This is a genomic window from Deefgea sp. CFH1-16 (assembly GCF_016881365.1).
GTDB lineage: Bacteria > Pseudomonadota > Gammaproteobacteria > Burkholderiales > Chitinibacteraceae > Deefgea.
Genome location: NZ_WLYT01000001.1, coordinates 465467 through 478084, shown reverse-complemented (window position 1 = coordinate 478084; position 12618 = coordinate 465467). Strand labels below are relative to the sequence as shown.

12 protein-coding genes and 1 pseudogene are annotated in these 12618 nt (G+C 51.6%); 11 read left to right on the top strand and 2 right to left on the bottom strand.

Going from position 1 to position 12618, the window contains the following annotated elements:
* Positions 1 to 24: 24 nt before the first annotated feature.
* A pseudogene (pncB, locus tag GKO28_RS02500) lies at positions 25 to 1226 on the bottom strand (nicotinate phosphoribosyltransferase).
* Between the two features lie 23 nt (positions 1227 to 1249).
* Positions 1250 to 2059, bottom strand: a complete 810-nt coding sequence (locus tag GKO28_RS02495; protein WP_173533586.1) for a hypothetical protein — start codon at positions 2057 to 2059, stop codon at positions 1250 to 1252.
* A 339-nt stretch (positions 2060 to 2398) separates the two neighbouring features.
* Here GKO28_RS02495 and GKO28_RS02490 point away from each other — a divergent pair, with 339 nt between their 5' ends.
* From GKO28_RS02490 to sstT, 11 genes are all read left to right on the top strand, one after another.
* Positions 2399 to 2860 (top strand): exonuclease subunit SbcD, encoded by a 462-nt coding sequence (locus GKO28_RS02490; RefSeq protein ID WP_203563860.1) that lies wholly within the window; start codon positions 2399 to 2401, stop codon positions 2858 to 2860.
* Positions 2803 to 3417, top strand: a complete 615-nt coding sequence (locus tag GKO28_RS02485; protein WP_203563859.1) for a hypothetical protein — start codon at positions 2803 to 2805, stop codon at positions 3415 to 3417. Before GKO28_RS02490 ends, GKO28_RS02485 begins: the two co-directional genes overlap by 58 nt.
* The gene (locus GKO28_RS02480; protein ID WP_247646294.1) at positions 3401 to 3643 is read left to right on the top strand and encodes an exonuclease SbcCD subunit D C-terminal domain-containing protein; all 243 of its coding nucleotides are present in this window, start codon (positions 3401 to 3403) and stop codon (positions 3641 to 3643) included. The genes GKO28_RS02485 and GKO28_RS02480 overlap by 17 nt, the downstream gene beginning before the upstream one ends.
* Complete coding sequence (locus GKO28_RS02475; RefSeq protein WP_203563857.1) at positions 3640 to 6456, top strand: AAA family ATPase; 2817 nt, start codon at positions 3640 to 3642, stop codon at positions 6454 to 6456. Before GKO28_RS02480 ends, GKO28_RS02475 begins: the two co-directional genes overlap by 4 nt.
* Positions 6432 to 6971, top strand: a complete 540-nt coding sequence (locus GKO28_RS02470; protein ID WP_203563856.1) for a hypothetical protein — start codon at positions 6432 to 6434, stop codon at positions 6969 to 6971. Before GKO28_RS02475 ends, GKO28_RS02470 begins: the two co-directional genes overlap by 25 nt.
* On the top strand, positions 6898 to 7377 hold the full coding sequence (locus GKO28_RS02465; protein WP_203563855.1) for an SbcC/MukB-like Walker B domain-containing protein: 480 nt from the start codon (positions 6898 to 6900) through the stop codon (positions 7375 to 7377). The genes GKO28_RS02470 and GKO28_RS02465 overlap by 74 nt, the downstream gene beginning before the upstream one ends.
* A 1298-nt stretch (positions 7378 to 8675) precedes the next feature.
* Positions 8676 to 8975, top strand: coding sequence for a hypothetical protein (locus GKO28_RS02460; RefSeq protein ID WP_182075241.1), 300 nt, complete (start codon positions 8676 to 8678; stop codon positions 8973 to 8975).
* 496 nt (positions 8976 to 9471) lie between these two features.
* Positions 9472 to 9915, top strand: a complete 444-nt coding sequence (locus tag GKO28_RS02455) for a DNA-3-methyladenine glycosylase I (RefSeq protein WP_203563854.1) — start codon at positions 9472 to 9474, stop codon at positions 9913 to 9915.
* A gap of 4 nt (positions 9916 to 9919) precedes the next feature.
* Positions 9920 to 10207 (top strand): hypothetical protein, encoded by a 288-nt coding sequence (locus tag GKO28_RS02450; RefSeq protein WP_203563853.1) that lies wholly within the window; start codon positions 9920 to 9922, stop codon positions 10205 to 10207.
* 65 nt (positions 10208 to 10272) lie between these two features.
* Positions 10273 to 10845 (top strand): hypothetical protein, encoded by a 573-nt coding sequence (locus GKO28_RS02445; RefSeq protein WP_182075240.1) that lies wholly within the window; start codon positions 10273 to 10275, stop codon positions 10843 to 10845.
* A 259-nt stretch (positions 10846 to 11104) separates the two neighbouring features.
* Complete coding sequence (gene sstT / locus GKO28_RS02440) at positions 11105 to 12313, top strand: serine/threonine transporter SstT (RefSeq protein ID WP_182075239.1); 1209 nt, start codon at positions 11105 to 11107, stop codon at positions 12311 to 12313.
* Positions 12314 to 12618 lie beyond the last annotated feature (305 nt).

The following is a 12618-nucleotide window of genomic DNA, read 5'->3' as shown; positions in this document are numbered from 1 at the left end:
TGGATTTTTATGGATTTTTGCGGTTTATTTGATTTTAAAAACATCACACAAATAATTGAGAAAATTCACGTCCTCGCACATGCCTTTGCCCGGCGTATCGCTGACTTTGGCCACGGGTTGCCCGTTGCAATACACCAGTTTCATGACGATTTGTAAGGGTTCTAGTCCGCAGTCATTGGATAAATCGGTGCCAATCCCAAAGCCGACACGTGAGCGCGGCGCAAAGTGTTGGTAGAGCGCAATGGCTTTATCAATATTGAGCCCGTCACTAAACACCAATTGCTTGCTGCTCGGGTCGATTTTCATGGTGTGATAATGCGCGATGATTTTTTCGCCCCAAATAAATGGGTCGCCCGAATCATGGCGCACGCCGTCAAACAGTTTGCAAAAAATACAAATCAAAGTCACGTAAAAACGCCTCGGTGCCGACAACGTCAGTCAGCGCAATGCCCAAATCGCCGCGATATTCTCGCACCCAATGCTCTAACGCATTTTTTTGAAAATCGCGCAGTCGTGAACCAAAGCTTTGAAACGCTTGCAGATATTCATGCGCCATGGTGCCAATCGGCGTAAGGCCAAAGCGTTTGGCGAGTAATACATTGCTGGTGCCGCGCATTGCGCTGCTTTGGCTGGCGAGTGCTTGCACCACTTCAGCATGCCATTGCCGCGAAAAGCGCCGTCGAGTGCCAAAATCAAAAAACACAAAAGGATTGGCCAGCGGCGCTTGCTGGGCAAATTGCTGCAAAGTATTGATTTTGGCCGCTAGATGGGCACGGCCAATTGCGAGCGCAGGCGCGAGCTCAAACTGGCGGAAATACACTTCATTCACAATCGATAGCACGTAGATTTCAAACAACATGCAATGCAGCATCGGCCTTTTCACGGTGATGCACAATTGGCCCGGCTGTTGCGTTGATTTCGCTGACGCGAATAAAGCGCCGTTGCAACTGAAATAAACGCAAAAAATCGACAAAATCCGATTTGATAAAGCGCAGCCCCGCCAAATAAGCCAGCTCGTCCTCGCTAAAGCGCAGTGTGCACAAATGATCAAGCTGGGCGTTGATTTCGGCTTGGCAAGCCGCGAGCGGCAGCGCGGTACGATTGCGGCATTTAAACGCGTATTCCGACTGCGTTTGCGGCTGGCTATGCAAAATTTCTTGCATCATGGTGAATTTATATAAATCGGTGTCGAGTAAAGACTCAATCACAGGCACAAAAGTTGTCATGCAAAGATCGCTTCTAAGTTGGATCAATGATCGAGCGCCAGCGTTAAATGGCTGGCGGTTTGCATGCCACGGGCGCGCATCTCGGTGATAAAAGCTTGCCCTTGTTCGGCAAAACCGGCCACAGGGCTGGTGCAATCGGTGAGTAATAATAATTTATGAATCTGCGCTTCGCCCAAGGCGTTGGCTAAATCGCGCACCGTGCTGGCCACGCAATGCGATAGCGCTTGGCCGGCAATCAAAATCAAATCAGCTTTGGCGAGCTCAGTTAACCACGCGGTATCGGCTGGATTGGCGTCATTCACATCGGGCACTTCGGCTTGCAGCGCCGAATAATGCTCGCTGCGCGGATTGCTGCCTTTATGAATAAAGTGTAGCGGTTTGAGCGTTTGCCGTTGCCATGTGTAAAGCGCAGCGAGTAAATCACTTTGCACCGCTTGCCCCCAACTGCCAATCAGGCAATGCTCGGGCCAAATCATCAGTTGATAGCGTTGATTGCAACTGAGCGCTTGCACATACGCCAAACTATGCGCTTGCTGCGCCGGATCGCGCGCCCGCCACACACCGCTTTCTACCTCGTTTTGGCTGATCACCGTGAACGGCGCGGGGAGTTGGCCTGCGGCATCACACCACCAACTCGGGTGGGCAATGTCCACCGGTAAATGCGAATCGAGCGTGACATGAATTTGGCTGAGCGCGGTGCCTTGCTGGGCTAAAAGTGCGCCAATGCGCTGCAAATCAGCGCTGGCGCCAGCAACGGGCAGCGCCGCGCCGGCTTGATCGCAAAAGTCATTTTGCGGGTCGATGATGATCAGTTGCACATTGCGCTCAGGCATCGGCGTTCCTTCATTGATTGCGCCCAGTGACGGGCAACGCGGGGATTGGCAGCATACTCTGAACTGCACTTGAGCGCAGTAAACTAGGCACACTGCGCGATCTGGATCAAGGTTGGGGCGGAATGGGGAATGGGGAATGGGGAGTAGGGAGTAGGGAGTAGGGAGTAGGGAGTAGGGAGTAGGGAGTAGGGAGTAGGGAGTAGGGAGTAGGGAGTAGGGAGTAGGGATTCGTACGGCTTTGGCTTGGCTTACTGACGGCGACGGATTGATTCGGTTATATTGGGGCGTTTTGTGCTGATTTGGGCGCTGGCACATTGAGTTATTCACTTTGGGATTGGTATGCGTTTTATTCACACCTCTGATTGGCATTTAGGCCAAACCTTGCATCATTTTGAGCGTCGATTTGAGCATCAATGTTTTTTGGATTGGTTGCTGGCGACCTTGGTGACCGAGCAAGCGCAAACCTTGCTGATTTCGGGTGATATTTTTGATAACGCCAACCCTTCGGCTGCAGCGCAAAAGCAGTTTTATCAATTTTTGCAGCAAGCCAAGGCGCGCGTTCCGGCGCTCAATATTGTGATTATCGCCGGTAATCATGATTCACCGGGGCGGCTTGAAATGCCTGCGCCGTTTTTAGCGGGGATGGATGCCAGCGTAATCGGCTTTGTACCGCGCGATGCGGCAGGGCAAATCGACGTCAGCCGCTTAGTGATTCCACTGCAAGACACGCAAGGCGTGGCGGCGTGGTGTTTAGCGATTCCATTTTTACGCCCCGGGATGTGCCACGCGTTGCCGATTTAGCCGAAGGCGTTGACCCGTATACCGCCGGCATTACTGCGCTGTATCAACAGACTTTGGCGTATGCGCTGAGCCTGCGCCAAGCGGGCCAGCCGATTATTGCGCTCGGGCATTGCCATATGGTGGGCGGTGAGGTTTCGCAAGATTCAGAGCGGCCGATTGTGATTGGTGGCAGCGAAGCGCTATCGGCCAAAATGTTTGACGCCAATATTGCCTACGCCGCTTTGGGGCATTTGCATTTGGCGCAAATGGTGGGGCAACAAGCGCATATTCGCTATTGCGGCAGCCCAATTCCGCTGTCGTTTGCCGAAGTGGCGTATCCGCATCAAGTACTGCGCTTTGATACCGCAGGCGAAACGGTGGTGGATGTGACGCCTTTATGGGTGCCGCGCGCGGTGGATTTATTGCGCATCCCTAAAAAAGCCGCGCCAATGGCCGAGGTGTTGGCGGCTTTAGCGGCGCTTAATTTACCGGCTGATTTGCCCCCTGAGCAGTATCCGTTTTTTAGAGGTGCGAATTGCGCTGGAGCAGCCCGAGCCCGGTTTGCGCGCGCAAATTGAAGCGGCCATTGAAGGCAAACCGGTGCGCTTGGCCAAAATTGAAACTCGCTTTGCCGCCCAAAATAGCGCTGAACTTGAAGATGAAACCTTGCCTGAGTTAGCGCAATTGCAGCCCGATGCCATTTTTAATCGCCTCTATCGCAGCAAATACGCGGCGGATGCGCCGCCCGAGTTGATGGCGGCGTTGGCCGAATTAATGCTCAATGCAGGGGCGGATGAAAAATGAAAATTTTAGCGATACGCGGTAAAAACCTCGCCTCTTTAGCCGGTGAATTTGACGTTGATTTTGAGCAAGAGCCACTTAAATCCGCCGGTTTATTTGCCATTAGCGGCCCAACGGGCGCCGGTAAAAGCACTTTGCTCGACGCGCTGTGCATGGCGCTGTATGAGAGCACGCCGCGCTTACTTAAAGCCGGTAGCGGCAAAACCTTGCCTGACGGCACGGATTTAATCACCCATCAAGACGCCGCCAATTTGCTGCGCCGTGGCTGTGCTGATGGCTATGCCGAAGTGGATTTTGTCGGCAACGATGGTGCGAGCTATCGCGCGCGCTGGAGCGTGCGCCGGGCGCGCGGCAGTGTTAAAGGCAGCTTGCAAGCCAGTACGATGTCGCTGCTGCAATTGCCGCACATGCAGCCCATTGGCGGCAAAAAAAATGAAGTCAAAGCCGAGATCATCCAGCGCATTGGTTTGAATTTTGAGCAATTTACCCGCGCGGTATTGCTGGCACAAAATGAGTTTTCCAGCTTTTTAAAAGCCGATGATAACGAGCGCGGCGAGCTATTAGAAACGCTCACCGGCAGCACCATTTATAGCCAGCTCTCGCAAGGCGCTTTTGTTCGCGCCAAAGCTGAATTACAAGCGCTGCAGCGGATTAACGATAGACTCGCCGATCAAAAACCACTCAGTGCAGAGGCGCGTAGCGAGCTGGATGTGGCGGCCACTACTGCCGCGCAAGCTTTAAGCACCCTCGATACCACGGCGCAGTCATTGAATAACGCACTGCGCTGGTACACCGAGGCCGACAAACTCGTCCTTGGTGTGAATGCCGCGCAAGTTGCCGTGGCTGAACAACAGACTGCCCATGCGGCGGCGGCTTTACGCCGCGAAACGCTGCAGCAGCTCGATCTGGTGCAAGCCGCCCGCCCTTTATTGCTTGACGTGGATCGCCTTGTCACGAGTTTGGCGCAAACCAGCGCGGCCATCACCGTGGGGCAGCAGCAATTGAGCGCGGCCAATCAGGCCAGTGACACAGCCAATGCCGCATTGAGCCAAGCGCAAAGCCAGCAACTGGCGGCCGAACAAGCGCAAAGCGCTGCGGCGCCACAACTGGATGCCGCCAAAAAGCTCGACACCAGCATCGACATTCGCCAATCCGCACAAGCGGCATTGCACAGTACGGTGGCGCAAGCCAATCACGCCGCGCAGCAAGCATGGGCGCAGCATGAGCAGCAACAAAAAGAGCTTGAGCATGGGTATATACAGCTAGCCAACGCTGAAAAATGGCTGCATGCACATACCCAGTATCAAGATTTGGCGCAGAATTGGGCCGCGTATGCAGTGCAGCTGCAACAAGCGGCCGCGGCGCGCACCGCCGCCCAAGGCGCAGCCAGCCAATGCGCCCAATTGACGCAAGCGCATACTACGCAAACAGCGCAGCTTAGCGCCGCTAATGAACAATTAGCAACAGCGCAAATTGCAGTGCAGCAGGCCGAGCAACTGCGGCAAGCGGCCATAGCCCAGCAGGCGCAAATTGACATTGGCAGCTTGCCAGCGCAAAAACTGCAATGGACGCAGCGGCGGGATGATTTAGCCAGCGCCCAGCAACTGGTGCAGCGCATCAGCGAATACACGGCGCAGCTGGATAAATTGCTGCATCAGCAAGCCATGCAGCAAGCGGCGCAGGCTCAAACTGAGCAAAGTTTGGCAGTGCTGACGCAGCAGCAACCGCTGATTGCCGCCACCTTGGCGCAAGCTGAGCGCTCGCTCAAATTGGCCGAAGCGGCGTGTAACAGCAACGTTGAGTCGCTACGCGATGCGCTGCAAGAGGATGCGCCTTGCCCAGTCTGCGGTGCGCTCGATCATCCTTACGTCAGTGCAAATCCGCAGTTGCAAGCGATGTTGGCCAGCTTGCAAGCCGAAGTCGCCACGCAGCGGCAGCAGCAACAACAGCAATTAAGCTTACACAGCCAATTGAGCGCCGAGCTTGCCAACATTCAGCGCGCTTTGGCCGAGATTCACCCCGAAATCACCCGCATCACCGCAGAGCGCGATGCCTTAAATTCGCAATGGCAAAACCATGCTTTACTGGCCGAAATCAGCACAATGAGTCCGGCTGAGCAGCCCGCATGGTTTGCCGAGCAACACACCGCATTACAAACACAAGCCAGCGCCATGGCCGCGCAAGAAGCCGCATGGCAACACGCGCAGCAGGCCAAAGACAGCGCACAAGCGGCATTCGAGCAAGCCAACCAAGCGCAGCTAAGTCAGAAAGACGCGGTGCAACAATGCCAAAGCGTATTGCAGCAGATCGCCACGCAACGCGCTGCCGCGCAACTTGCCGAGCAAGAGCACGCCGCGCGCTGCGCCGCCAGCTTGGCGCAATTGGCACCGGCTTTACAGTTTGACGCCGCTTGGCAAACGCGCTGGCAGGCCGATCCGGCGGCGGAGCAAGCGCATTGGCAACAGCAAGCTCAGCTTTGGTTGGCGCAGCACAGCGCACACGCGAGCGGCCTGCAAAGCACCGCCTTACTGGCGCAAACGGTGGCTGGATTACTCGCCGCCGCGCAACAAACCAGCGCCGAGCAGCAGCGCTTGCAAGCGCAAATGAATGCCGAGCAAGCCGCGCTAAGCGCATTGCAGACTGAGCGACAGGCGCTGTTTGCCGGACACAGCGTTGCAAGTATTGAGGCGCAATTGGCGCAAGCCTTGGCCAGCGCCAAAGCGCTGCAAAACCAAGCCTTGCTCGCCGCACAATCGGCCGCGCGCAGCAAGTGGTTCGCGAGCAAGCGGCGTTGGCCCAAGCCCAAGCGCAGCTGAGCCAATGGCAACAGCAAGCGCACAACGCGCAGCAGCAACTTGATCAATGGTTGGCCGAGCAGGGCATTGAACTGGCGGTGTTACGACAACATTTGGCATTAGATGCCGCAGGGTTAGCCAGTGAGCGCGCCGCGCTATTGGCGCTGGATACGGCGCTATTGCACGCGCAAACGGTATTGCAAGAGCGCCGACTGCAACAGCAACAACACCAAGCGCAACAGCCCGAGCTCGTCAACACTGAGGACGGCGCCGCGCTGGCGCAATTGCAAGCACAGGTTGCAGACATCAGCAGCGAGCAAGCCGCCGCGCAGGCGAAAGTTGCCACCTTACAATTACAACTCGCCCAAGACGATGCCCGCCGCAGCGCCGCCGCCGATCTGCTGCTAGAAATCGCCGCGCAAGAAACCATCCAGCGCCGCTGGGCGCAACTCGGTGATTTAATTGGCTCAAGCGACGGTAAAAAAATTTCGCAATTACGCCCAGCAATACACGCTGGATGTGCTGCTTGGCTATAGCAACCGCCATTTGCAGCAACTCTCCCGCCGCTACCGCTTGCAACGGATTAACGAAACGCTGGCGCTGATGGTGATCGACCAAGACATGGGCGACGAAGCGCGCTCGGTACATTCGCTTTCGGGCGGTGAGTCATTTTTGGTGTCGCTAGCGCTGGCGCTGGGATTGGCGTCACTCTCATCGCAGCGGGTGCGCGTTGAATCGCTATTTATCGACGAAGGCTTTGGCAGCCTAGACGCCGACACCCTCAGTATCGCCATGGATGCGCTAGACGGCCTGCAAGCGCTAGGCCGAAAAGTCGGCGTCATCTCGCACGTACAAGAAATGACCGAACGCATCGCCAGCAAAATCAGCGTACAAAAAACCGCCGGCGGTCGAAGCGTCATTAGCGTGATGGAAGGACGGTGATACTGGGAGTATGGGTAGCAGGGCTTTGTTAATAAAGCCCTGCAATCAAATACCAAAACGTAAATCCAAAGCGTAGGGCGGGTTAGCCTTCAGGCGTAACCCGCCAATCTATCGCCGAGGTCATCAACTTCGATCAGTATCGTAGGTTGGGCTAAGCTTGCGCAGCCCAACGTTTACCGAGTGCCAATCTGTAATCGCGATTCATTTCATTACGAGATTGCTTTGAAGCGATGTCGGCATCATGAAAATGTTTTATCGAAGTACAAGCGTCGATGGCGCATGATCTTTTTCGTTATTTAAGCCAAGCTTTAGCATGATTTATTGGTGCTGCAGGTTGATGTTTTCGATTGAAATTATGGCCTAGGTACGCGGTAAACGTTGGGCTGCGCAGGCTTAGCCCAACCTACAGTACTGTCAAATTGATGTCGGGGTACGAGTCGTAGTAGTTGGGAAAGCACAATGTTATGATGAGGGACGGCTTGATTACCCTATAAATATCAATGTGTTGTGTTGACTCTATTGTATATTTTTAAGGTGTAATCAGGCCATTTTGATTGGATTTAACTGGGACAGCAGTGGGTCAGAGTCGATTGATTCCACGGAAAACTAGAAATCAATCGACTCTGACCCCATTGATGCTGCTATTCAATGCATAAAACAACATTGCCTGAAAAAATTCGTGAATATCGAGATGAAATTATCGAGTTGATTACTGAGGGTTTTTCAGTTGAAGATGCATTTAATCAGGTTCTTGATAGTTAGTTTTTTCTTTTAATTGGTATTTTTAATAAATTTATGTGAGTGGTCACGAATAACAGATTAGACTTGTAGGAGCTGGCGTGCCATAAAATACAATGCGTTGCTGACTGAATAAGTTCTATGAATAGTCAAAAGTGTTTCTCTTGAATTTTTAGCTACATTCTAAGATCTATTTTATTAAAAATTAGGAATTTAAATAAATGCCTAGACCATACGAGTTTAAGTCTGAATCAGAATTGATTGATATGTTAGGCCAAGAAAAAACACGACTGGCAGCTCAGCAGCATTTTTTGCAATGGAGAGCGGTACTATAAATGACGTTGTTACTACGGGCGTAACAGGCAATACATTTAGAGCTTTTCGAAATCTTAATGTCAAGCCATCAATAACATTTAGAAATTGGGCAGCGGATTATCTTCAAAAAAGTGTTGCTAATTTAAGTAATTACAGTACTGAATTGGCATATTCAGATTATGTTCATAACGCAACTTTATCGTTGTGCGATGAATGGAAAAACATAACCAATTCAGAAATGGGTTATGGAAGAGGTGCAAAACTTTTTCAACCTGGTGTTGAAAAAATTTGTTTGTTTGGAATCACTATCGCCGGGGCAGAAACAAACTCTTATTTCGTTGCAGCACGTACCACTAGATAGCTACACAATTATTGGATTGCGAAGTATTTCACCAGAATTTTCAATTCCAAAAAATGCAACGATGAAATTTGTTGAGAGTTTAGAGCAATACATCAAATTTCAGAAAAAAATCGCTACGATTACAAGCAAAGCGGGCGTTCCAGCAATTTACTACGATATTCTTGCTTGGGATATGGGGCATTAACTGGCTGTTTTTTATCTTGTGTGGCTAATCAGCCGCAGTGAGTCGTATGTGTGGCGGATGTATTTTTCGGGTATCGCTGCGGTGATGATATCTTTGGCAACCGCGTGCGCAAATCCGGTGGATTTGCACACCCTACAATACCGCGGTACTAAGTAGGGCGTAATCGCCGAAGGCATTACGCCGCATTCCGCAATCAATCACGCATCGCACTCCACCACGCTGAATCTCTAAGTCAATTGGCGTATTGCCGCTTCGCGTCGAATACACCCTACCTAGGTATTTAATTGCCGCTCTTTATTTTCCAAACCTTGCTATTCATACCCCGTATTAACCTCCGCTTGTTATCCCCTCACTGGATGAATCGCTCTTGGCGATGTTGCGTTGATCGTGTTGTTTAGCCATCAGTCCGCGCTGCGCTGCGTTGGACTTGGGTATCATGATTGGTAGCGACTTGGCTCGATTTTGATTTGCTGCGTTGTTGGGTGATTTGGAGACGATGATGGAAAAATTTGCTGAGATTCAAGCCCGCGCGATGGCGCGTAAAGGTGGGGCGCAGGCTTTGCAGGCTTTATTGCCCAAGGTGGCGAGCGAGGCGCAGTTTTTGGCGTTGCCCGATGATCGGGTGTTGGCGATGATGTGCCGCACGATTAATCAAGCGGGTTTTAATTGGACGGTGATCAATAACAAATGGCCGCAGTTTGAGGCGGCTTTTTTGGGTTTTGATGTCGATCGGTTGGCGATGCTGTCTGCCGAGCAGTGGGAGGCGTATTGCAATGATGCTCGTGTGGTGCGGCATTGGCCGCGGATTAAAGCGCTAATGGATAATGTCAGCTTTGTGCGGGCGTATAGCCATGAGTACGGTAGTTTTGCGCGGTTTTTAAATACTTTTCCTGCGTCGAGGCAGATCGATTTGATGGCGGTGTTAAAAAAAACGCGGTAGCCGCTTGGGTGGTAATACCGGGCAATGGTTTTTGCGCTATGTCGGCAAAGATGGCTTTGTATTAAGCCAAGATGTGGTGTTGGCGCTGCAGCAAGCCGGTTTGGATATTCCCGCTCAACCGAGCGCCAAACGCGATTTAGAACGCATTCAGCAGGCGTTTAATACTTGGGCGAATGAAACCGGTTTGAGTTACACCCATCTGGGCAAGATTGCGGCTTATTCGGTGGGTAATAATTACGCCCCAGAACAGATTGATCACAGCGTGAGTAAATTTAATGCGATGATGGATTAAGTGGCAGGCGGCGACTACAGGCTAGCCGCTGGCTGTTGAGTGGTTTGTTTGAAGGACTAAAACGAATGAAAAAATATCAACGATTGGGCGCATGCCTATTATTGGCGAGCTTGGGGGCTTGCTCTTTTGGGCAACAAGATCGTTGTCTCGATCAAGCTGGTGCTGCGGCGGGCAATCAATGCACATCTGCTGATGCGCCCGTTGTGAGTCGCGCTGCCATCAGTGCATCGTCGACGAATGTCGCGCCAGCGCGGTCGGTGCTAAAGGTTGTGGGTGCGGATCGAGATGCCAACGGCTGTATTGCTTCGGCAGGGTATCAGTGGTCGGCGATGCTGGGTGAATGTATTCGCCTGTTTGAGCGCGGTATTCGCTTTGAGCGTTATGACGCCAAGGCGAGCGAGCCGCAGTCTATTTTTGTGGTGTTGTCTGCTGATCGGCAGCAAGCCGAAATCTTTTTTGCCACTAGCGATAAACCGGCCATCTTGAGCGCTCAAAAGGTGCTTGAGGGCGATGTCACGCCGACCTTGTATCAAAACAAGACTGAAGGGCTGAGTATTTTGCGGGCCAAAGATCAGTTTTATATTCGTTACCAAGGCCAGCTCATTTATACCGCCAATAGCCTAAGCCCAGCTCGCTAGCGCCTATTGCTTGGTGCGAGTGGGTTTTGTTACGTTGGCGAGTATTGCTGCGTTTTGTCAGCAGTTCGGCTTATTTCTTACCCAAAATCAACTCCTTATTGACTACTTGTTAGCGATTGGCTTTCTGCTTGCAAAAAATAGTAAATTGTTGTGGTTTATTTCAAATTAATGACGTTTTTACCGCTAGACTGTCGACCCCCTTCGAATTTAAGGCGGCTGATGCTGCGCTTGAGGGGGGTCACTTTGAGAGAGGAATAAAATGAATCATTTGCTGCGCTATATAAAGCATGGAAGTTTAGTGGGCCAGATTATGCTGGGTCTGGCGGCAGGTATTTTGTTGACCTTGATTGCGCCCGACGCGGCAAAATCGGTGGGTTTGCTGGGTAATTTATTTATCAGTGCGCTAAAAGCGGTGGCACCGATTTTGGTGTTTGTTTTGGTTGCCGCATCAATTGCCAATCATAAAAAAGGCCAACCAACGCATATTCGGCCGATTTTAGTGCTGTATTTATTGGGTACGTTTTCGGCGGCTTTGGTTGCGGTGATGATGAGTTTTGCTTTTCCGACTGCACTGACTTTGGTGGCGAAAACCGGCGAATTAGCACCGCCCGGCGGCATTGGTGAAGTCATCAAAAGTTTGATGTTTAATGTGGTGGACAATCCAATTAATGCCTTATTAAAAGCTAATTTTATCGGCATTTTGGCGTGGGCCATTGCACTGGGGATTGCGCTTAGACATGCTTCTGAAAGCACTAAATTGGTAGTGCACGATTTAAGCTATGGCATCACGTTTATTGTGCGTTTGATTATTCGTTTTGCGCCCTTGGGTATTTTTGGCTTGGTTGCCGCGACTTTGGCCGAAAGTGGCTTGAGCACATTGTGGAGCTATGCCCAGTTGTTGGCGGTATTGCTGGGCAGTATGTTGTTGGTGATGTTGGTACTCAATCCTTTGATTGTGTTTTGGAAAATCCGTAAAAATCCATTCCCTTTGGTATTTACTTGCTTACGCGAAAGCGGGATTACGGCGTTTTTTACCCGCAGTTCAGCCGCGAATATTCCAGTAAATATGGCCTTGTGTGAAAAGCTAGGCCTGCATGAAGACACATACTCGGTGTCGATTCCATTGGGCGCAACCATCAATATGGCCGGTGCGGCAATTACGATTACGGTGCTGACTTTGGCGGCGGTGAATACGCTGGGTATTGTGGTTGATCTGCCAACGGCTTTGCTATTGAGCGTAGTGGCCGCGATTTGTGCATGTGGCGCTTCGGGTGTGGCTGGTGGTTCGCTGTTATTGATTCCATTGGCGTGTAGCTTGTTTGGGATTTCGAATGATGTGGCAATGCAAGTGGTCGCCGTCGGCTTTATTATTGGCGTGTTGCAAGATTCGGCAGAAACCGCGTTGAATTCGTCGACGGATGTCTTATTTACTGCTGCGGCGTGCCAGGCAGAAGAAAATAAAAAATAAACTGATTTGCTGATTTGCTGCCGCCGTATTGCGGCGGATGATTTAAGGGTATGTTGATACAGTGCTTTATCCATAAGCGCTGTGTTGATATACCCTTTTTTATTTTGGCAATGTTCAGATTTGATGTAGATGATTTTAAGTGCCTTCGGCACATTTTGTACAGTCGCAGTCCGCGACGGGGACCCCAACTCTTTGTCCGTCAAAGAGTTGGGGGAAAAGAAAGGCGATTTTGATCTCGCTCAGCTCCGCTGTGCCCTCGATGGTCGTGAGCCAAACGATAAAACCGTTTGTCTCCCTCCGCACTC